Here is a 22,310-nt window from a genome sequence, read left to right on the forward strand (position 1 = left end):
GATGACAAAACGGGCATTGTTAAGTGTTTCTGATAAGCAAGGATTGACTGAATTTGCGGCGGGCTTAGTCGCATTGGATTATCAACTAATTTCAACTGGTGGCACTAAGCGGGCCCTCGAGGCTGCCAATATTCCGGTCATTGGGATTGAGGACGTGACGGGTTTTCCAGAAATGTTAGACGGGCGCGTTAAGACCTTACACCCGAAGGTTCACGCTGGTTTACTAGCTCGCCGCGACGTTCCGGCCCACATGGCGCAACTGAAGGAAGCGGGAATCGAACCGATCGACATGGTCGTGGTCAACCTATACCCGTTCAAAGCGACGATTCAACGTCCCGACGTCACCCAAGCGGAAGCTATCGAACAAATTGACATTGGTGGTCCGTCGATGCTGCGCTCGGCTGCTAAGAACTTTGCCGCCGTGTTACCAATTGTGGATCCAGCGGACTACACGCCAATCTTAGACGCTTTAAAGGCCGATGCGGTTACGGCGGAAATGCGCCAACGGTTAGCTGCTAAGGTGTTCCAGCACACGGCGGCCTACGACGCGTTGATTGCCCAGTACTTAACCACCGATGAATTTCCAGCGAAGTTAACGTTGACTTACGATAAGAAACAAGCGTTACGTTACGGTGAAAATAGTCACCAACAGGCCGCTTTTTACGAGAACGCGTTGCCAACGCCGTTTTCAATTACTGGGGCTAAGCAACTGCACGGTAAGGAATTATCGTATAACAACATTAAGGACGCGGATGCCGCTTTACGGATGGTCAGTGAATATGACCAACCAGCCGTGGTTGCAATGAAGCACATGAATCCGTGTGGGGTCGGGTTGGCCGACAACATTGAAGCCGCCTGGGATAAAGCCTACGCTGCCGATTCAATCTCCATCTTTGGTGGCATCATTGCGCTGAATCGCCAGGTGGACCTCGCAACGGCGACGAAGATGCACGCGTTATTCTTGGAAATCATTATTGCGCCCGGGTTTGACGACGACGCGTACGCCGTGTTGGCCAAGAAGAAAAACTTGCGTTTGCTGACCGTTGATTTTGATCAGGCCCATACTGCCGACCGTTTCGAAACGATTTCGGTTGGGGGCGGTTTGCTTCGCCAAGAAGTGGACAATCAGTTTGAAACGCCAGCCGATTTTACCGTCGTAACCAAGGTGCAACCAACCGCGGAACAGTTAAAAGCGTTAGCGTTTGGTCAGCAAGTGGTTAAGCACGTCAAGAGTAACGCGGTGGTGGTCACAACCGCGGACCGCACCCTCGGAATTGGTTCTGGACAAATGAACCGCATTGATTCCACGAAAATTGCAATTGGGCACGCCATGAGTAAGGCCGGGTACGAAAACGCGATTTTAGCGTCAGACGCCTTCTTCCCAATGGATGATTGTGTGGAATACGCGGCGCAACACGGAATTCGGGCCATCGTGCAGCCGGGTGGCAGCATTCGCGACAAGGATTCGATTGCGATGGCGGACCGTTACGGCATCGCCATGGTCACGACCGGCGTTCGGCATTTCCGGCACTAGACGGGAGGCATTCAGATGGCAAAAGTACTCGTAATCGGGAACGGTGGTCGGGAGCACGCGATTGCCAAGGCGTTTCTGGCCAGTCCCCAAGTTAACGTGGTTTACTGCGCACCGGGCAACCCGGGGATGCAATTAGATCAGATTCAAACCGTCGCCATTAATGAAATGGACTTTACGGCGCTAGCGGAATTTGCGCGGCAGAATTTGATTACGCTGACCTTTGTGGGACCAGAAGTCCCGCTGGCTGCCGGCATCGTGGATTACTTTCAGGCGGCCGGATTAGCCGTGTTTGGTCCCCATCAGGCGGCGGCCAGGTTGGAAAGTTCGAAGGTCTTTGCGAAGGAATTTATGGCTAAACACCAGATTCCAACTGCGGATTACCAGTTATTTCATAACTTAGCGGACGCGACGGCCTTTAGCCAAGCTCAGACGCTCCCGCAGGTCATTAAGGTGGACGGGTTGGCCGCTGGTAAAGGCGTCACCGTTGCAACGAGCCATGCGCAAGCCTTGGCAGCCTTACAACACGCGTTTAGCGTGACCGACACCGTTTTGATTGAGCAATTCGTGGCCGGCTTTGAATTTTCACAAATGGTCCTAGTTGGCGGCGAGCACTACGTTTTACTGCCAACTGCTCAGGATCATAAACGCTTGCAAGATGGGGATTGCGGCCCGAATACTGGTGGGATGGGCGCTTACTCGCCAGTTCCGCAAATCACGCCGGCGGTTATTCAAGAAACGGTCCAAACCATTGTTGAACCAACGATTGCCGGATTGAAGGCGGATGGGCTCAGCTTTGAAGGGGTCATATACGTGGGCGGGATTTTAACTGCCGATGGTCCCCAAGTGATTGAGTATAATCTCCGCCTAGGAGATCCGGAAGCCCAAATCTTATTACCACAGTTGCAAGGGGACTTCTACCAAGTCATTACCGACTTATTGCAACATCGCCAGCCAGTGGTCAATTGGCAAACGGCGGAAACCTACCTGGGAGTCGTCTTGGCGGCTCCGGGGTATCCGGGTACGCCAACGCCCGGCGTGCCCGTCCCAACCGTCGCGGGAGCCGATTACGCCAGCGTTGCTGGTGAACCGGGAAAGTTAGTCAGTGCCGGCGGTCGCCTGATGATGGTCACGGCGCACGCTACGACGCTGGCCGCCGCGCAACGGGCGGTTTACGACCAATTAAAGCAGTTACCGCTCGGACCGTTAGTTTACCGCCACGATATTGGTGCTAAGGGACTACAACCGCCGAAGCCGACGAACTAATTTCGGTCGGGGGCTTGACAATGGGTGCGGTTAACATTATGATTTAACCAACATCTAATTGAAATTTAATTTTTGCGTTGAAGAGAAGAGTAAGCACGTGCGGCCCAAACAGTGAACCCGGATGGTGGAAACGGGGTGGGCGGTGACTGCTGAAGATGAGCTCTGAGCATGTCGGGTGGTTCACGCTACCCGACCGGTTGCGACCGTTAGCTTGCCGGGTATCCGTTGGGGTACCGTTGAGGCCGGTGGTTCACCACCGGTAAAGCTAGGGTGGTAACACGCTGAAGAAACGTCCCTTTTGACAGTTGGTCAAAGGGGGCGTTTTTTATTTTGGTTAGGATTAAATTTTGCATGGAGGGTCTTTATTATGACAACAACAACATTTACAAAGCGCACGACGTCCCCGTTTCGGTACGACGTGGTTGGCAGTTTCTTACGCCCCCAAGCGTTAAAGGACGCCCGGGCTCAGTTTGCAGCCGGACAAATTGACGCATCACAACTAAAAGCGGTGGAAGACGCTGCCATTATCGAGTTGATTCATGAACAGGAACGGGCCGGTTTGAAAGCCGTGACCGATGGTGAGTTTCGGCGAAGCTGGTGGCACCTCGACTTTTTCTGGGGATTGACCGGGATTGAGAAAAAGACTTTAAAGCAGGGCTACGTTTTTCACGATGAAGAGACCCGGGCGGAATCTGCGACCGTTAGTGGTCCGATTAGTGGGGCCAACCATCCGTTTGTTGCCGCCTTTAAGTTTGTGCAAGCGCACGTTAGCGCTGGGATTCAGGTCAAGCAGACGATTCCGGCGCCGGCACAATGCTTAGCCGAATTACAGCGGCCGGAAAATAATGCCGCCTTACGCCGGGTTTACCCAACGGACACCGCGGTCGTGCACGATTTGGCGGCGGCCTATCACCAAGTCATTGAGGACCTGTACGCGGCAGGCGCCCGGACGATTCAGTTGGACGACTGCACTTGGGGGATGTTAGCTGGTAACCACGCCAAGGGAGCGGAAACTGGGGACGTCTCCGCGCGTAACGACGCCGTCTTGGATCAAAATAAGCAGCTTTATTTGCAAGTCAACAACGAAGCAATTGCCGATTTGCCGGCCGACTTAACGATCAACACCCACATTTGCCGTGGTAATTATCATTCGACCTGGGCGTCCGCTGGCGGCTACGATTCGGTGGCCGACCCGTTGTTTAACCATGAAAACGTCCACGCCTACTACTTGGAGTACGATAGTGACCGGGCCGGTGGGTTTGAACCGCTTAAATTAGTTAGTGATGATAAGCTCGTCGTTTTAGGGTTGATTACCTCCAAGACTGGTGAATTAGAGGACCGCGCGACGATTATTAATCGTATCCACGAAGCGGCCCAGTACGTTCCGTTAGACCGGCTCTGTTTGAGCACCCAGTGTGGGTTCGCCTCGACCGAGGAAGGTAACGTGTTGACGCCGGCACAACAGTGGGCGAAGATTGCGTTGGTCAAATCGATTGCGGAAGAAGTTTGGGGCGTTTAAGTGGGAAAAGGACGCGGAGACGCAACCTCCCGAAGTTTGGTCAACTCGAAGTTGCTAAAAAAGGCCGTGACATAAGTCACAGTCTTTTTTGTGTTGCCTCATGTTAATAGCCAAAACGTGCGCCAAAAGTTAACCGATTTTTGGCACACTCTCTTTTTTACGTCCCATTATCTCTTTTTGAAGGCTTGACGTTTCGGGCTGACCCAGGTTCCGGAACCAAACCCTAAAATGGTTTTGAGCGCTGGAATGACCGTCATCACCACGGTAACCGGGTTGATCATCCAGTAGAACAACATATAAAGCGGAGCGAAAAACCAGTATTTTAGCTTCGCCGCGTGGTGATCGAGCAGTAGGGCGGCCAGGAGTTGCATGCAACCGGCTAGCATTTCAAAAGTTACGAAAATGAACGCCATCATAAAGCCGTGGTAAACCCGTTCGTAGTTACCCGTTAGCGCAAAGTACAGCATTAAAATGATGAACATGATCGACGTAATGATGAAGAAAAAGGACCAAATAATTGAGAGCGTTGAATCGAAGAACATGGAAAGTTGGTAACGGTGTTGCCAAGGGTGAAGTAGAAACGACTTCAGGTTGGTTAACCAAACCTCGGTCCCACCTTGGGCCCACCGGCGCCGTTGCCGGTAAAGGTCGCGGATCGTGGTGGGCACGTTCATGTGAAAAACAATGTTCGGCGCAAACTGGGGAACTGCCCCGACCATTTGATGATCCCAAGCGATACTAATGTCTTCGGTTGCTCGATTTTGACGGAAGCCGCCGACGTCGATTAAGAACTGCTTTTTGTACAGGGTATTGGCTCCGCTGTAAGCGTACATCGCATCGTTAATGGCGGACTGGCTCCGCTTGATCACGCCGACAATACTCGAAAATTCCACCGTTTGCGATTTGCCAAGTAGCTTGGTTCGGTTTTGAACGTCCATGTTTGCGGTAACGGCCGACGTGTTCATATCACGGTCGTGAATAAAGAAATTCATGTATTTCATGAGTGCGTCTGGCTCCGGTAACGAATCGGCGTCGTTACTTAGAATATAGTCGCCCTTTGCGAAGTACATGCCAATGTTAAAGGCGTGCGCTTTACCGCGATTTTTTTCAATGGTGATTACGCGTAAGCGCGGGTAGTGCGTTTGGAGTTCCGCTAAAATTGCGCCCGTATCGTCAGTCGAACCGTCGTCCATGACTAACACTTCAAAGTTTTGGTAGTGCAGTTGCTGAAACAGGTAGTTGATGGTATCAGCAATCATCACTTCCTCGTTATGCGCGGGAATCATGATGGTAATTAACGGTTGTTCGGCGGGGGGCAGCGGGTGCCAGTCTTGGTCGCGGCGATTACGTTTGAAAAACCGGTACGATAACGCTCCCCAGAACCAGAAGAACGAACCGGTAATTGGGTACAGGCATAAAATTAGGAGGCCGATGTTAACGGCCGTTTGCCAGGCGGTGGCTTCTAATAGGTGGTCAATAAATAAATTTGTCATGGGGGTCACTCATCCAATTCGTCTAAATCGTGGTCTTGGTATAATTTTCGAATGGCGTCGGTATCTAAATTTTGTTCCGGTTTCACGTGGTAGGTCCGAACGTTCTGTCGAAATTCCGGAGTGCCGAAACGCGTCGTCATAAACTGAGCGAGCAGTTGTTGCCGGCGCTTTTGCGTAATTGGGTTGTAGGTTGGCCACTGTTCCACCAACCGGTCGCGTTTCCGATTTTGAATAATGGTCATGGTGAGGGTGAAGAGGGCCGCAAAAACGAAACAAAATAGCAGGATAATGCCGATGAATTTGATTTCGAACACCCCTTCCCGGTACGACCAGAGACGCGGCACCCGTGAATCGTACTGGCTCCAAAAGGACAAGCCGGTTGCGATGATGGGAATGAACACTGCTAGCCAGCCGATTAAGCCGACGATGGTCTGCCAAATTTTTAATAGCCAGTGACCCCGCTCAAAGTAATGGTCCGTATAAGCTTGAACGGCCGTCGATTCGGATGCAGTCGTTTTAGGGTTAGTTTTCGATTTCGTTGTTGGCACTTAACTTTCCTCCGTTTGTCAGTTGTTCAGGGCTGGTTGGCCGCCCAAACAGGTAGCCCTGGCGAATATCAATTTGTAGTTGCTCGGCTAGTTGTTCGTCCGCCTCGTTTTCAATGCCCATCAGAACGAGGTCAATATTGTTGCGTTTTGAAAGTTGATTCCAAAATTGTAAATTAAGGTCCAGCCAAACGGAAGGGTCCTCTTTCCGAAACGACCGCATTGAACATTTGAGCACATCGATGTCGGCAAGTAACCATTGAATCTGCTTGAGGTTGTTAAGGGTGGCGCCGACGTTATCAATACTAAAGCTCATCCCGTATTGCCGGGCGGCCTGAATGCGGCGACGCAACAGGGCCCGGTTAATGTGGTCGGGTTGGTACTGGGGACTGTATTCAATTGCGAGGTGCATGGGTTCAATTTTAGCGATGGCCCAGCGAACGAAGTACAAAAATTCCGGACTGACGATTTGATCATAAGCTAAGTTGATCGAAAGGGTAATGTCGGTGTCCGGTAGCGATTTGAAAGTTTCTTCTAATAGAAAAATAACGCGTTGGAGGGGAAGTGAATCTAGCTGAGGCGGTAAGGACCAGCTACCATCGGGATTTTGTTGCCGTAATAAACATTCGTAGCCGGTGATCCGTTGCCGGTAGTCGACCTGTTTTTGAATGAAGTACCGTAATTGAATGGTGTGATTTTCTAAGTAGTTATTGCTATTCTTTCGTGAATACCAATAGTAACCAATAATCAGGCCAACAAATGCTAGGGCCATGATGATGGTTAAAATGATGAGCCAGTAGCTCAGTATATGTAAGTTCATCTTATCGTTCCTTATGTTTTGATTAATAATAGTTATTTAAATTTAAAGGTTAATACATTTAAACCAAATAATATTATAAGGTAAAGTGCAGTGCTTTTCAATTGGATTTCTAAGGTTGTTAGGTAGGAGGCCGGTAATGACTGCTAAGGGTGGTTATTAAAGTCAGCTTATTTACAGATATAAAAAAACTACCAAGCGTCGGCTTGATAGTTTTGGGTAATGATTAGGCGGTGACCGCAAAGTAGAGGATGAAGACGACCATCATCGTCCACATGAGTGGGTTGACTTCGCGCCACCGGCCCTTCACGCTCATCGTGATCGGGTAGAAAATGAAGCCCACGGCGAGGCCTTCAGAAATACTGTAAGTGAGCAGCATCATTACCATAGTAAAAAAGGCTGGAACCGCAATCTCAAACTTAGTCCAATCAATGTATTGCACGTTCGACAACATTAAAATACCGACGATAATTAAGGCCGAAGCCGTAACCGCGGACGTAATGACGGTCAGTAACGGTGAGAAGAACGCCGCCACCGCGAATAATAGGGCGACGAAGACTGATGAGAGGCCGGTCCGAGCACCAACCGCGACCCCGGAAGTTGATTCAACGTAGGCCGTAGTTGGTGACGTTCCAAAGAGTGAGCCAATCGTGGTTGCGAGCGCCCCACTGAAAAGCGCCTTACCAACCCCCTTGACTTCACCAGTTTGGTGGTCGACCATGCCGGCTTCGGTGGCGACCCCGACTAAGGTGCCCGACGTATCGAAGAGCCCGATAATGAAGAACGTCAGGATGACGATGATCATCTGGAAGGAGTTGATGTCACTGAGGTGCATCACAGCTTGCCCGAAGATTGGTTGAACGCTTGGCACCCCACCGATAATGCTTGATGGTAAGGGAATGATGCCAAAAATCATCCCAACGATGACGGTGATAAACATTCCCCAGAAGATTCCGCCGGTGACGTTGGCCGTCACCAGCATGACGCCAACGATAATCCCAAAAATTGCGAGGAGGACCGCCGGATCGTGAAGGTTACCAAGTGCGACCGCGTTTGACTTATCGGCCACAATGATGCCGGAAGTTTGAAAGCCAGAAAAAGCGATAAATAAACCGATCCCGGCGGAAACCGCGTATTTGAGGGCGCTCGGAATTAAATTGATTAATTTGTCCCGGAGTTTGGATAACGTTAGTAAAATGAACAAAATCCCGGCAACGAAAACGCCCGCCAAGGCGGTTTGCCACGGAATGTGCCATTCTTGAACGACCGTGTAAGTGAAGAAGGCGTTTAAACCCATTCCGGGGGCTAAGGCCACGGGAAAGTTAGCAACGAGGCCCATCAATAAACAGCCGACGACCGCGGCCAAAACGGTGGCGGTGAATACGGCCGTTTTAGGCATCCCGGTACTACCTAATAGTTCGGGATTAACGGCTAAAATGTAGGACATCGCGAGAAAGGTGGTTAAGCCACCAACGAACTCACGGCGGACCGAAGTGCGGTGCGCACGTAAATGAAATAATTGCTCTATGATATTGATTCACTCCTAAAAATTTATAAAAAGTTAACAATCAAACAATTATCCAGTATAACATACTGCTTTTATTGGTGATAGCTTGGGCGCGTTTGCAACCAATTATTACCGATTAAAAAAAGGAGAGTGCGCCAAAAGTCAGCTGACTTTTGGCGCACTCGCTTAAAGTTACCTATTTAAATTTTTAATGAGCTTCGTTCAATTGGCCCGCCGGAGCTTTCACCGCGGACCGCTTGGTTGACTGGACTTCCTGTGGTTGACGCCGGGTTGGCCGCGGGCGGTGGTTGAAGATGAGGTTCAAGAGAACCGCTGCAAGGCTACCAACAACGACCCCGTTACTAAGCATGATTTGCAGCGATGCGGGTAAGAACTGGAAGATGTTCGTTTGGACGGTTACGCCCAGGCCGAGGCCGATGGAAACCGCCGCAACTAATAAGTTGTTATTATTGCTAAAATCAACTTGGGCGAGCATCCGCACGCCTTGAATCCCAACAATCCCGAACATGACGATCATCGCGCCACCGAGGACTGGACTCGGAATAACGGTCGCAAGCGCCCCAATTTTTGGAAGCAATCCTAGTAGAACTAAGAAAGCCGCCGAGAAGTAAATTGGCTTCCGGGTTTTGACCCCGGAAAGTTGGACAACGCCAACGTTTTCGGAGAAGGTTGAGTAAGGAAAGGTGTTGAATAGCCCCCCTAAGATAACGGCTAAGCCTTCCGCACGGTAGCCGCGTTTTAAATCGGCACTTTCAATTTTACGACCGGTAATGTCGCCTAGGGCAAAAAAGACGCCGGTCGATTCCACCATCGTTGTTAAGGAAACGAGAATCATCGTTAAGATTGAGGACCATTCAAAGTGGGGAGTGCCGAAGTAAAAGAGGGTTGGCAGGTGGAACCAGCTCGCTTCAGCGACCGGTTGGAGTGAAACCATCCCAACGGCACCGGCGGCTAGCGTTCCGACCAGAATCCCAATTAAAATTGAAATGGACTTCAAGAACCCCTTACCGAAGACGCTCAGGACTAAGATGACGGCAATCGTTAAAAAGCCGATGCCGAGCGCTTGTAAGTTACCGAAGTTCTTGGCGGTTGCGTCACCACCACCCAGATTTTCAAAGGCCACTGGAATTAAGGTGAACCCAATAATAGTAATTAGGGAACCGGTCACGACCGGCGGGAATAGGTGCTTGATTTTGGAAAATAACCCACCAATTAGGAAGATGAAAATCCCAGCCCCGATAATTGAGCCGTACATCGTTCCGAGACCGTACGTTTTGCCAATTTGAATTAACGGGTTAACGGCTTGAACGGCACAGCCTAAAACGACTGGCAAGCCAATCCCAGTTAGTGGCGTGCGCTTTAATTGTAAGAAAGTCGCAATCCCACACATGAAGATGTCGATTGACACCAGATAAGTCAGTTGTTGAGCTGAAAAGTGGAGGGCGGCCCCGATTAATAATGGCACCAGCACGTCCCCTGAATACATGGCCAGCAGGTGCTGAAACCCGAGCACGGCCGCTTTGACGTTTGAGATTTTTGGTGTTTGCGCAACTTTCTTCAAAATAATCTTCCTCTCTTAATTATAAAGTGAGGATTGCCGGTTAAGCGGGCGGGCTTAAAAGTAGACAAAAAGCCACTCCCACAAACGGGGAGTGGCCTCGTTTGCTTATAGTCCAATCTTTACGGGATTGGGTAGAAACTCGTCAACCATATTATGACATTATATAGGCAATCACATTTTATTAGAATGGAAGTTATTCTAACACAAATAAAACCCGAAAACAAATTTTTGCGGATGATTTAATGTTCGTGAAATCGATTTATTTGGCAGATTTAAAAATGTAAACGTTCACTTTTGGGTGGGCTGGTTATGCCATAACAAGACCGCCATCTCTAACGTTTGGGTTTGTTCGGGATCGTCAAGGGTGAAGCCAAGCATTTTCTCAATCTTTTTAAGTCGGTAAATCACGGTGTTCCGGTGAATATCGAGGTGACCAGCGACTTCGGCAATGTTTTGATGGTAGTAAAAGTAGCCGTACAGGGTATTGAGTAGGTTGAGCTGCTCGTTGGCGCTGACCCCGCCCACGAGACCACCTAAAACGCGGTCCACGAAGGACTTGGCCTCGTTATCGGGAATCAACGAAATCAGTTCTTTGACGTACTTCGGCCGGTAAATCGTGACCGCTTCCGGACCATTTTTACTTAGCGCCAAGGCTTCGGCCGCTTCGTTATAAATCGTTGCTAGTTCCGTGAGTGGTAAGACGGAATAACTATAACCAACGATCAAGCGCGACTGTTTATCCAGTTTAGGCTGAATAAACTGAACGAGGGCCGTCAGGAAGTGCTGGGCGTTTTGGTGTTCGTTGATCAGTAAAACGAGCTGTTGTTTCAAGGAAAAAACGATGACCGGCGCCTGGTACTCCTTAATAAACCAGAGGGTCAGTTGCTGAACTTGTTCCAACAGGTGGTTACTGAGCAGACTTTGGTGGCTGGTCGTAACGAGGACCGTCGCACAGTGGAATTTAGTGCTGGGCTCAATCGCTTGCGCCTTTAAGTTTTTATTGATCAGGTCGTTGGAAATACCGCCGTCCATCACGTTTAAGTAGAAACCACTTTGATTACGAAAGGCCGATTCGTTCAACATGTCGACCCGGCTATTAAAGAAACTCAGCGTATTTAAGACGACCTGGGTCAACATTTGATCGGTCGCCTTACCGGGATCGAGGTCCACGATGCCAACGAAAGCTTTATTTTCTTTGTAAGCCGAAAAGAGCGGGGTAATCGTTAATTGGGACTGCTGATAAGCAATCGTAATCTGGCTATTCAAGTTGAAGTAGTCGACGTCGGTTTGGTGGCGCAAAAATTCAGTTAGGGCGCGGCGGGTCATTGGTAAGTTTTGCGAGCCGCTGATAACGCGAAAATGGCTATCCATTAAAAAGAGCGCGTGATCGATCAGTTCGCTACACTTGTTAAGAACCGTTGTGGGTGACGGATCCTTTAAAAGCAAGTCGGCCAACGTTTGGTTAGCCGCTAAAATCCGGCTTAGCTCGGCCGTTTGTGAGTTTAAAATAATGCGGGACATTTTACGCATCGTTTCCGAAATTAATTCGTTGGCGGGGGTAATAATAATCGGAAACGCGAGCTCATTGGCGAGCTTAATCACGGCGGGCGAGAGGTGGTCAACGTAACGGTGGTCTTTAAAACCAAGTCCGGCACAGTTAGCCGCGTGCATCGCTTTAATTAAGGTGGTTGGATCGGTGGCCGTGTTAATGAAGGGGTAGCCATTCGTAATTAAGAATTGACCAGCAGCCAAAAAGTTGGCGATATCGGGGGATTCAATCATACCAATGTTATTGATTTCGCGATTTAACCCGCGTTCACCCGCAATGACGCGCATTTGCTGCATCGATGGTGTCTCTAAGAGTGTTTGTAAACGCATGGACGTGCCCCCTAAAATTAGTTATCTTTCACAAGTAGTATACCGATAATTTGATAGTTTGACTATAATTAAATGAAAAAAAGATTAAAAACTAATGAATTAATGGCGATTTCCGGTTAGCAGCCCACCGTTTGGCAGGTCGTTGATTATTAATCGGTTATCTAGTTGATTAGATTACTTATGTGGGTGGCCGGGTTAGCGGTTAGCCCGCAACAATTATTTTAATAAGCCCAGTTTTTTCGTTTAATAAATTAATCAGAAATCCTGCTTGACAGTGGGGAACGAGTTCGATACACTTATTTCAATTAAACAAGCGCCTTTAACTTAGTCCTGTGAGGCTAACAAGGGGAACGGATAAATTGCAGGGTCTCCCAACGCTTACAGGCTATGGGTGGCCCTTTTTTTCGGACCTAAACGACGCGAACAAAACAGAAATGGAGCTGACGAAGAATGGCACGAGAAGTTGTTGACGCAATGACCATGCGCCGGGCTTTAACGCGAATCACTTATGAAATTATCGAACAAAATAAAGGTGTCGGTAACTTGGTCTTTATTGGGATTAAGACGCGCGGAATTTATTTGGCCCAACGTTTGGCTCAGCGACTAAAGCAGTTAGAAGGGGTCGACGTGCCAGTTGGTTCTTTGGATATTACGCTGTATCGTGATGACCACCACGCCGTTGACGTGGCGGGTCAAGCTAAGTTAAACGGTGCGGAAATTCCGGTTGATATTACCGGGAAGCACATCATTTTGGTGGACGACGTGCTCTTTACGGGGCGGACGGTCCGGGCGGCCTTGGACGCGTTAATGGATAACGGCCGGCCAGCTAAAATTTCGCTAGCGGTCCTCGTTGATCGCGGTCACCGCGAATTACCAATTCGGCCCGATTTCATCGGTAAAAATATTCCAACCGCCCTCGACGAACAGGTTGCCGTGGCGATTGAAGAATACGACGGCCATGACGGGATTAGTATTGTAAAATTGGATGAATAATTTGAATAACTAACCATTTAATTGTTTCCAGAGAGGAACGAAACGGTTGGGCCATGCGTGGCCACTTGATCGGAGTCTAACCTCTTTGCAAACAAAATGATTGCAAGGGTTAGACTTTTTTTCTGGCATTAACTAAAAGGAGACGGCAAAAGAGCATGCAAAAGCAGAATTATATCGTAAGCGTTGATCAATTAACGAATGGGGACGTTCTGGACTTTATCCGTTCGGCGCAGGCGTTTAAGCACGGGCAGACGGTTCAGTTAGCGCGACCGTGTTTTGCAATGAACTTCTTTTTTGAAAACAGCACCCGGACCCATACCAGCTTCGAGATGGCTGAACGGCGGTTAGGGATGCAGGTAATTCCGTTTGATCCGAAAACCAGCTCGGTAACGAAGGGTGAAAGCTTGCTCGATACCTTGAAGACGGTCCAAGCAATCGGCGTTGACTTGGCGGTGATTCGGCACCCACGCGACCGGTATTACCAACCGTTGACGACGAGCGATTTAACGCTGAGTTTGATCAACGCCGGTGATGGGAGCGGTCAACACCCGTCCCAATCCTTGTTAGATATGCTGACGATTTACGAAGAATTCGGCCATTTCGATGGTCTTAAGGTGGCGATTATCGGGGATTTAGCCCATTCACGGGTGGCGCGCTCGAACATGATGCTACTGAATCAATTGGGAGCACAAGTCTTCTTCAGTGGCCCGGAAGAGTGGACCCACGCAGAATTTGACCAGTACGGGACTTATCAACCATTAGATACTTTGGTAAGCGAAATGGACGTTTTAATGTTTCTGCGGGTGCAACACGAGCGCTTAACGCAAGCTAATAATGAAGCGTTTGACGCGGCCACTTACCACCAGCAATACGGTTTAACGAAGGCGCGGGCGGCGAAAATGCCGGCAAACGCAATCATTATGCACCCGGCACCGGTCAACCGGGGCGTGGAAATTGCGAGTGACTTAGTGGAAGCACCCCAATCGCGAATTTTCCAACAAATGGCAAACGGCGTGTACGTGCGGATGGCAATGATTGCCAAGCTCTTAGCGCAACGCGACCTATTAACGATAACTAAAACGGAGGCGTCAACATGGCAACCTTAATTAAAGATGCACGTATTTTAGACGGTGAACGGTTAATTTCAGCGGATATTTTAATTGAAGCGGGCCGCATTAAGGGCATCGGACAACACTTAAACCGCGATTTTGGCCCGGCGGATCAAGTTATCTGTGCGGACGGGCACTTTGTGAGTCCCGGATTAGTTGACGTCCACGTTCATTTACGTGAACCCGGTCAAACGGCTAAAGAAACGATTGCAACGGGGACGCTGGCGGCGGCCCACGGCGGCTTCACGACCGTCGGGGCAATGCCGAACGTCGTGCCGGTTCCGGATACGCCGGAGCGGGTGGCGGCCATGGTCGCTCGTAATCAAAAGGCGGCGGTCGTCCACGTGGCCCAATATGCCAGCATTACTAAGGACCGGACTGGTTCAGAATTAGTTGACTTTGCGGGAGTTAAACGAGCTGGTGCATTTGCGGTCAGTAACGATGGTTCGGGGGTTCAAACGGCGGGAACGATGTACCAAGCGATGTGCGGGGCGGCCAAGGCCGGCTTGCCATTGGCCGCGCACGTTGAAGACGATTCACTCTACCAGGGCGGCGTCATGAACGCTGGTCCGGTGGCTGACCGGTTGGGGTTACCGGGGATTAATAACGTCTCGGAAGCGGCCCAGGTTGCCCGGGATGTCATGTTAGCCGAAGCGAGTGGCGTACACTACCACGTCTGCCACGTATCGACGGCGGAAAGCTTACGCGTGATTCGGAACGCCAAGCAAGCCGGCATTAATGTGACCTGCGAAGTGTCCCCGCACCACTTGTTATTAACGGATACGGACATTACGATGGACAACCCAATGTTGAAAATGAACCCACCATTACGCTCACCAAAAGATCGCGCGGCGCTGGTGGCGGGATTGTTAGACGGGACCATTGATTTTATCGCGACCGACCATGCACCCCATACGGACGCCGAAAAGGCTGGTAGCATGCGAACCGCTGCGTTTGGAATTACGGGAATCGAAACGGCCTTTGCAACGATGTACACCGCGTTCGTTAAGCCCCGCTTGCTTAGCTTGGCCCGGCTAATTGAATTAATGAGTACCCGGCCCGCTGAATTATTTGGGCTGCCGGATGCTGGTCGGATTGCGGTCGGCGCCGCTGCGGATTTAACGATTATTGATTTGACCCACGATTATACGATTGACGCGGCTTCGATGTACTCGAAGGGTCACAACTCGCCGTTTATTGGCTGGCAAGTGACGGGTGACGTCTTAATGACCCTGGTTGACGGCCAAGTGGTTTACGGAAAGGACCGGCAAAAATGAAACGATACTTAGTATTAGCAGACGGCACCATTTATCAAGGGACCGGTTTTGGGGCCGCTAAGGCAACGGTGGGCGAACTCGTTTTTAACACTGGCATGAGCGGTTACCAAGAGTCGATTACGGATCAATCCTATAACGGCGAAATTCTAATGTTTACCTATCCCTTAATCGGGAACTACGGCATCAATCGCGACGACCATGAATCCATCAAACCAACTTGTAAGGGCGTTGTCGTTCACGAGGTCGCGCGGCGTGCCAGCAATTGGCGTAGCGAGATGTCGCTTGATGATTACTTAAAGCAAAATCAAATTCCGGGGATTACTGATATTGACACGCGCGCGGTGACGAAGCACATCCGTGAAAAGGGTGCGATGAAGGCAACCATCGTTGACGAAGTGCTTCCCGATACGGTTGAACGCTTGAAGGTCACGGAACTCGGAACGGCGGTGGTCGCGGAAAGTTCGACGAATAACGCGTACCCGAACCCATCTACGGGGCCCAACGTCGTGGTCGTGGACTTTGGCTTGAAACACTCCATTCTACGCGAGCTTGCCAAGCGTAACTGTAATTTAACGGTGCTACCGTATAACACGACCGCTTCCGAAATCATGGCGCTTAATCCGGACGGCGTGATGCTGACCAACGGGCCTGGTGACCCGAAGGACGTGCCGAGTGCACTCCCAATGATTCGAGAAATTGAAAAGCAAATCCCACTATTTGGAATTTGCTTGGGTCACCAGTTATTTGCGTTAGCCAACGGCGCCAATACCTTTAAGATGAAGTTTGGGCACCGGGGCTTTAACCATCCGGTCCGCGAAATTGCAACCGGGCGCATCGACTTTACGTCGCAAAATCACGGTTACGCGGTTGATCGCGATTCGTTAGCTGCGACGGACTTAATGGTGACCCACGAAGAAATTAACGACGGCACCGTTGAAGGGTTACGCCACCGTGAATACGCAGCCTTTTCCGTTCAATACCATCCGGACGCTGCGCCGGGTCCCCACGATGCGGACCACATTTTTGATGAATTTATTGAGTTGATGGCAGCCCACCAAGTTGCCCGGAAAGGAAGCAAATTCAATGCCTAAACGCACAGATATTCATAAGATTTTAGTGATTGGGTCCGGCCCAATTATTATTGGCCAGGCCGCTGAGTTTGATTATTCGGGAACCCAAGCCTGCTTAGCCTTAAAGGAACTGGATTACGAAGTGGTCCTGGTCAACTCGAACCCCGCAACGATTATGACCGATAAGGAAGTGGCGGATCAGGTCTACCTTGAACCGATTACCTTAGAATTTGTTTCCCAGATTTTGCGGAAAGAACGCCCAGACGCAATCCTACCGACGTTAGGTGGTCAACAAGGGCTGAACATGGCGATGGAATTATCCAAGTCGGGGATATTAGATGAATTAAATATTGAATTGCTGGGGACTAAGCTGAGCGCAATCGATCAGGCTGAGGACCGCGAGCAGTTTAAGGACTTAATGGAGCAATTAGGTGAGCCGGTCCCAGCTTCAGGGATTGCGCATACGGTCGCTGAGGCCTTAGCGTTTGCGGATGATTCGGGCTACCCCGTCATCGTCCGGCCAGCCTTCACGATGGGGGGTACTGGTGGCGGCATTGCCGAGACTGAAGCGGAATTGCGCACGATTGCTGAAAATGGGTTGGCGCTTTCACCGGTGACCCAGGTTTTAATTGAACAGAGCATTGCGGGTTACAAAGAAATTGAGTTTGAAGTGATGCGTGACGCCGCCGACAACGCGATGGTCGTCTGCAACATGGAAAACTTTGATCCGGTCGGTATTCATACCGGGGATTCAATCGTGTACGCCCCCGTTCAAACGTTAGCGGACCGCGAAGTCCAAATGTTGCGGGATGCGGCGCTAAAGATTATTCGGGCGCTTAAAATCGAAGGAGGGTGCAACGTCCAGTTGGCCCTCGATCCGAATAGTTTCAAATACTACATTATTGAAGTTAATCCGCGGGTCAGCCGTTCCTCAGCCCTGGCCTCCAAGGCGACCGGCTACCCGATTGCAAAGATGGCGGCTAAGATTGCGGTCGGCTTGCATTTGGATGAGATCAAGAACCCGGTTACGGGGACGACCTACGCGGAGTTTGAACCGGCTTTAGACTACGTGGTATGCAAGATTCCACGCTGGCCATTTGATAAGTTTACTAAGGCGGACCGCCGCCTGGGTACCCAAATGAAGGCGACTGGGGAAGTCATGGCGATTGGCCGCAATATTGAAGAAGCGACGCTCAAAGCGGTGCGGTCGTTAGAAATTGGCGTGCATCACGTGGAAGAACCGGCTTTACGGACGGTCAGTGACGACGATTTAAGTGATAAGTTGATTCACGCCCAGGATGACCGCTTATTCTACTTAGCGGAGGCTATCCGCCGTGGTTATCCGATTACGGACTTAGCAGAACTGACTAAAATCAACGTTTTTTTCCTGGATAAGTTACTGCACATTGTCGAAATTGAACGGGCCCTAGCGACGCACGTGGATGATTTGGAGACGTTGACGACTGCGAAGCGGAACGGCTTTGCGGACGCGACGGTCGCAGACTACTGGCATGAGACGCCCGCTGCAATCCGGCAATTCCGGCAACGGCACCAATTAGAGCCAGTTTATAAGATGGTGGATACTTGTGCGGGTGAGTTTGAATCGACAACGCCGTACTATTACGGCACTTACGAACAGGAAAACGAGAGTGTTGTAAGTGAGCGCCCGTCCGTACTGGTATTGGGTTCTGGTCCAATCCGAATTGGTCAGGGGGTCGAGTTCGACTACGCGACGGTGCACTCGGTTAAGGCGATTCAAAAGGCGGGTTACGAAGCGATTATTATGAATAGTAACCCGGAGACGGTCTCAACCGACTTTTCCGTTTCGGATAAATTGTACTTCGAACCGCTCACCCTCGAAGACGTGTTGAACGTAATTGAATTGGAACGGCCCGTTGGGGTCATCGTACAATTTGGGGGCCAAACCGCCATCAACCTCGCCCAACCGCTAGCCGACCACGGGGTTAAAATCCTGGGGACGAGTGTGACGGATGTGGATCGTGCCGAGGACCGCGATGAGTTTGATAAGGTCATTAAGGCTTTGAGGATTCCACAACCAGCTGGCGATACGGCTAGTGACGAAGCCACGGCCTTACAGATTGCCGATAAGCTGGGTTACCCAGTTCTGGTACGGCCGAGTTACGTGTTGGGTGGCCGGGCGATGGAAATCGTTAAGAAGCGGGCGGACTTGGACCACTACATGCACAACGCGGTTAAGGTCTCCCACGACCATCCGGTTTTGATCGACCGCTACTTAGTTGGTAAGGAATGTGAAGTGGATGCAATTTGTGACGGCCAGACCGTTTTGATTCCGGGTATCATGGAGCACATCGAACGCGCCGGGGTTCACTCGGGGGACTCGATGGCGGTGTATCCGCCCCAATCGTTATCTGCCGCGGTCCAAAAACAAATTGTGACCTATACGAAACAGTTGGCATTGACGCTCAACTGTGTTGGGATGATGAACATTCAATTTGTTATCCACGACGAGCAGGTTTACGTGATTGAAGTTAACCCACGGGCGAGTCGAACGGTACCGTTTTTGAGTAAGGTGACCGGAATTTCAATGGCCCAAGTAGCGACCCGGGTTATTTTGGGCGAATCCTTGCACCAGCAAGGCTACCACGATGGGCTAGCACCGGTTAGCCGGTTGGTGCACGTTAAGGCGCCGGTCTTCTCGTTTTCGAAGTTAAACCGCGTTGACAGTCTATTAGGACCAGAAATGAAGTCGACTGGTGAAGTGATGGGGAGCGACCAGACGATGGCCAAGGCCCTCTACAAAGCTTTTGAAGCGGCGAAGTTACACGTGCCGAGTCACGGAAACGTTCTGTTTACGGTTCGGGATGATGATAAGCCCGAAGCTTTGAAGTTAGCCCAACGGTTCCACGCATTGGGCTATCAGTTACTGGCAACGGCGGGCACGGCGAAGTACCTTCAAGCGCACGCCTTACCAGTGGTGGTGGTCGATAAAATTGATACCGGCGAACACGATTTACTCCACCAAATGGAAGCCGGTGAAATTCAGGTGGTCGTTAATACGGTTTCGGATGAAGAACAGGCGGCTGACGACGGTGCGTTGATTCGGAATACTTCGATCGCACACGGAATTCCGCTGTTTACCGCCCTAGATACGGTGGCGGCAATTTTACAAGTCCGGGAATCGCAATCATTTGTCACGCAAGCATTATAGGAGGGACCAAAGTGGGACGGTTAAGTGTAAATTTAGCAGGGGTTGAATTAGCAAATCCAGTGATGCCAGCCAGCGGGACGGCCGCGTACGGCCAATCGATGGCGCAACAATTAGATTTAGGTGCGCTTGGGGCGTTCGTGATCAAATCAACGACGGCGCACGCTAAGGAAGGTAATCCGCGCCCAACGACGGCACCGACTAAGGCGGGCTGGTTGAACGCGATTGGCCTTAAAAATCCAGGAATTGACAACGTCTTAGCCGAAAAATTACGGTGGTTAGCGCAACACTACCCCAACTTACCAATCGTGGGGAGTGTCGCCGGCGCGACTTTTGACGAGTACGTGGCGGTTGCTAAACGGATGGCAAGCGCACCCAACGTGCAGTTATTGGAAATCAATATTTCGTGTCCGAACGTCGCGCATGGTGGGTTGGCGTTTGGGACCGATCCGCAGACGGTTCAGCGGTTGACGAGTGCGATTGTAACGGCCGTTAATAAGCCGGTCTTCATGAAACTTACGCCAAACGTGACGGATATCGTCCCAATTGCCCAGGCCACGGAAGCTGGTGGGGCTAGCGGTTTAACGATGATTAACACCCTGACCGGGATGGGGATTGATTTGAAGACGCGCCAGCCAATTTTAGCGAACGGCACCGGCGGCCTTTCAGGTAAGGCCATTCACCCGCTAGCAGTGCGGATGATTCACGCCGTTCGGCAACAAACGAAGCTACCAATTATTGGTGTTGGCGGGGTTTTCACTCCCGAGGACGTTTTGGAATTCTACTTGGCGGGGGCTAACGCCGTCCAAGTCGGTGCGGCAACGTACGGCCAACCAACGGCCTGCACGGATATCATTACCGGTTTACCTGCGGTGATGGACCAGTACGGGATTGGCAGTTTGAGCCAGTTAATTACGGAGGTGCAGGGATGAAGCGACCGGTGATCATTGCCCTTGATTTTCCAACGGAGCAACGCGCGTTAGCGTTTCTGGACCAGTTTCCCGCCGAAATGGCGGTGACCGTTAAAATTGGGATGGAACTGTTTTACGCCGCCGGTCCCGCCATCGTACGCGCAGTAATTGCGCGCGGACACGACGTTTTCTTAGACCTTAAACTGCACGATATTCCCAATACGGTCGAAGCGGGGATGCGGGTCATTGGTCAGCTCGGCGTTCGCTACACGACCGTCCACGCGGCGGGGGGCCACGTGATGCTGGCGGCGGCTAAGCGGGGGTTAGTCGCTGGCGCGCAGGCTCAGGGGTTACCCGCACCTACGCTACTGGCGATTACGCAGTTAACGTCAACCAATCAACAAATTTTGAATGTCGATCAACAAATCCCGGGAACCGTGGCGGCTAGTGCCGTGCACTACGCCCAAGTTGCGCAGGCGAGTGGCTGTGATGGCGTTATTTGCTCGGCCCAAGAAGTTGGCGCGATTCACGCGGCCCTCGGTCCCGCGTTTGTGGGAATCACCCCGGGAATTCGGCCGAGCTGGGCCCAGGCAAATGACCAGCAACGGATCATGACACCGGCGGCAGCCGCTAAAGCGGGGAGTAACGGTTTGGTAGTTGGCCGGCCGATTACCCAAGCAGCGGATCCGGTTGCAGCTTATCAACGAATTTTAACGGAATGGAGCGGTCAGCATGAGTGATACGGCAAGCATCATTGCAAATGATTTATTAACAATTCAGGCGGTTACGTTACGCCCACAAGCGCCCTTTACGTGGGCGAGTGGCATTAAAAGTCCAATTTATACGGATAACCGCTTGACGATTGCTTATCCAGCGGTTCGCCAGCGCATTGCAGCTGGAATCGCGGCAATTATTAAACGGGATTATCCACAAACGGAAGTGATTGCCGGGGTGGCAACGGCCGGGATTCCACACGCGGCCTGGGTCGCTCAGTTATTGGAATTACCGTTAATTTATGTCCGCTCCAAGCCGAAGGACCATGGGGCTGGTCGTCAAATTGAAGGAGTTCTGAAACCCGGACAAAAAGTGGTCATGCTGGACGATCTGATTTCTACCGGCGGCAGCGTTTTGCAGGCGGCGAAAGCAGTCCAAGCCGCGGCTGGGGATATTCAAGCGGTCGGTTCCATTTTCAGTTATGGGTTAGCCGCAGCGACGACCAACTTTGAAGCAGCTAAGTTACCATTGTTTAGTTTGACGAATTACGCGACCCTCATTAAGGTCGCACGCGACAAGGGGGACATTACGGATGCTGAGTTAGCTTCCTTACACACTTGGCGCCAAGATCCGCAAAATTGGCACGCTGACATGCAGTAAGTTTGTGGGTCACGGGGAGTAGTATGTCCGAAGCGACGTTTCGATAATTATTATTTGGCACACGTTTCGGCTATTAACATTTGGAAACACATAGGAGGCTGTGACTTATGTCACGGCTTTTTTGATTTGACACGAATACCGCATTAAATGCGATATAATCAAGACGTTATCTGTTCAATCAATGTCAAGTAAATCAGGGGTTAACCCTTTTGCCGACCGCTTGATTATGCGATAATACAATTATTGAAAGA

General features: G+C 50.7%; 17 protein-coding genes and 1 riboswitch. Of the genes, 11 read left to right on the forward strand and 6 right to left on the reverse strand.

The genetic code is table 11. The features are described 5' to 3' along the window. Position 1: 1 nt before the first annotated feature. The 3 genes from purH (at position 2) to FFM79_RS06550 (ending at position 4,316) form a co-directional block, all read left to right on the forward strand. Positions 2 to 1,534, forward strand: coding sequence for a bifunctional phosphoribosylaminoimidazolecarboxamide formyltransferase/IMP cyclohydrolase (purH, locus tag FFM79_RS06540; RefSeq protein WP_137642668.1), 1,533 nt, complete (start codon positions 2 to 4; stop codon positions 1,532 to 1,534). 15 nt (positions 1,535 to 1,549) lie between these two features. After that, on the forward strand, positions 1,550 to 2,797 hold the full coding sequence (gene purD / locus FFM79_RS06545; protein ID WP_137642669.1) for a phosphoribosylamine--glycine ligase: 1,248 nt from the start codon (positions 1,550 to 1,552) through the stop codon (positions 2,795 to 2,797). Between the two features lie 367 nt (positions 2,798 to 3,164). Further along, positions 3,165 to 4,316, forward strand: a complete 1,152-nt coding sequence (locus FFM79_RS06550; protein ID WP_137642670.1) for a 5-methyltetrahydropteroyltriglutamate--homocysteine S-methyltransferase — start codon at positions 3,165 to 3,167, stop codon at positions 4,314 to 4,316. A 167-nt stretch (positions 4,317 to 4,483) separates the two neighbouring features. Here the strand turns inward: FFM79_RS06550 and FFM79_RS06555 are convergent, their stop codons facing one another. The 6 genes from FFM79_RS06555 to FFM79_RS06580 form a co-directional block, all read right to left on the reverse strand. Then, on the reverse strand, positions 4,484 to 5,809 hold the full coding sequence (locus tag FFM79_RS06555; protein ID WP_137642671.1) for a glycosyltransferase family 2 protein: 1,326 nt from the start codon (positions 5,807 to 5,809) through the stop codon (positions 4,484 to 4,486). 5 nt (positions 5,810 to 5,814) lie between these two features. Then, positions 5,815 to 6,357: a hypothetical protein gene (locus tag FFM79_RS06560; protein WP_137642672.1), complete on the reverse strand. Its 543-nt coding sequence runs from the start codon at positions 6,355 to 6,357 to the stop codon at positions 5,815 to 5,817. Next, a complete protein-coding gene (locus FFM79_RS06565) occupies positions 6,332 to 7,174 on the reverse strand; it encodes an EAL domain-containing protein (RefSeq protein WP_137642673.1) in 843 nt (280 codons plus the stop codon). Before FFM79_RS06565 ends, FFM79_RS06560 begins: the two co-directional genes overlap by 26 nt. A 223-nt stretch (positions 7,175 to 7,397) precedes the next feature. Next, positions 7,398 to 8,708, reverse strand: a complete 1,311-nt coding sequence (locus FFM79_RS06570; RefSeq protein WP_225424398.1) for an NCS2 family permease — start codon at positions 8,706 to 8,708, stop codon at positions 7,398 to 7,400. A gap of 178 nt (positions 8,709 to 8,886) precedes the next feature. Next, positions 8,887 to 10,263: a nucleobase:cation symporter-2 family protein gene (locus tag FFM79_RS06575; RefSeq protein ID WP_371852205.1), complete on the reverse strand. Its 1,377-nt coding sequence runs from the start codon at positions 10,261 to 10,263 to the stop codon at positions 8,887 to 8,889. An 85-nt stretch (positions 10,264 to 10,348) separates the two neighbouring features. Next, positions 10,349 to 10,447, reverse strand: a riboswitch (purine riboswitch). Positions 10,448 to 10,548: 101 nt separating this feature from the next. Next, positions 10,549 to 12,138 carry a PucR family transcriptional regulator gene (locus FFM79_RS06580; protein ID WP_137642675.1) on the reverse strand — a complete coding sequence of 530 codons (1,590 nt, stop codon included), beginning with the start codon at positions 12,136 to 12,138 and terminating at the stop codon, positions 10,549 to 10,551. A 450-nt stretch (positions 12,139 to 12,588) separates the two neighbouring features. Between FFM79_RS06580 and pyrR the strand changes: the two genes are divergently transcribed. The 8 genes from pyrR to pyrE all read left to right on the forward strand — a co-directional run bounded on the left by pyrR (position 12,589) and on the right by pyrE (position 22,059). Beyond that, positions 12,589 to 13,131: a bifunctional pyr operon transcriptional regulator/uracil phosphoribosyltransferase PyrR gene (pyrR, locus tag FFM79_RS06585; protein ID WP_137642676.1), complete on the forward strand. Its 543-nt coding sequence runs from the start codon at positions 12,589 to 12,591 to the stop codon at positions 13,129 to 13,131. A 155-nt stretch (positions 13,132 to 13,286) separates the two neighbouring features. Beyond that, entirely contained in the window at positions 13,287 to 14,237 is a 951-nt protein-coding gene (locus FFM79_RS06590; RefSeq protein ID WP_137642677.1) for an aspartate carbamoyltransferase catalytic subunit, read from the forward strand. Next, entirely contained in the window at positions 14,225 to 15,517 is a 1,293-nt protein-coding gene (gene pyrC, locus FFM79_RS06595) for a dihydroorotase (RefSeq protein ID WP_137642678.1), read from the forward strand. The genes FFM79_RS06590 and pyrC overlap by 13 nt, the downstream gene beginning before the upstream one ends. Beyond that, the gene (locus FFM79_RS06600) at positions 15,514 to 16,608 is read left to right on the forward strand and encodes a carbamoyl phosphate synthase small subunit (protein ID WP_137642679.1); all 1,095 of its coding nucleotides are present in this window, start codon (positions 15,514 to 15,516) and stop codon (positions 16,606 to 16,608) included. The genes pyrC and FFM79_RS06600 overlap by 4 nt, the downstream gene beginning before the upstream one ends. Beyond that, the gene (gene carB / locus FFM79_RS06605; protein ID WP_137642680.1) at positions 16,601 to 19,777 is read left to right on the forward strand and encodes a carbamoyl-phosphate synthase large subunit; all 3,177 of its coding nucleotides are present in this window, start codon (positions 16,601 to 16,603) and stop codon (positions 19,775 to 19,777) included. The genes FFM79_RS06600 and carB overlap by 8 nt, the downstream gene beginning before the upstream one ends. A gap of 11 nt (positions 19,778 to 19,788) precedes the next feature. Beyond that, positions 19,789 to 20,706 (forward strand): dihydroorotate dehydrogenase, encoded by a 918-nt coding sequence (locus tag FFM79_RS06610; protein ID WP_137642681.1) that lies wholly within the window; start codon positions 19,789 to 19,791, stop codon positions 20,704 to 20,706. Beyond that, entirely contained in the window at positions 20,703 to 21,425 is a 723-nt protein-coding gene (gene pyrF / locus FFM79_RS06615; protein ID WP_137642682.1) for an orotidine-5'-phosphate decarboxylase, read from the forward strand. The genes FFM79_RS06610 and pyrF overlap by 4 nt, the downstream gene beginning before the upstream one ends. Then, complete coding sequence (gene pyrE / locus FFM79_RS06620; RefSeq protein ID WP_137642683.1) at positions 21,418 to 22,059, forward strand: orotate phosphoribosyltransferase; 642 nt, start codon at positions 21,418 to 21,420, stop codon at positions 22,057 to 22,059. The genes pyrF and pyrE overlap by 8 nt, the downstream gene beginning before the upstream one ends. The last annotated feature ends 251 nt before the right edge of the window (positions 22,060 to 22,310 follow it).

This window comes from Lactiplantibacillus modestisalitolerans (genome assembly GCF_005405425.1).
Classification (GTDB): domain Bacteria; phylum Bacillota; class Bacilli; order Lactobacillales; family Lactobacillaceae; genus Lactiplantibacillus; species Lactiplantibacillus modestisalitolerans.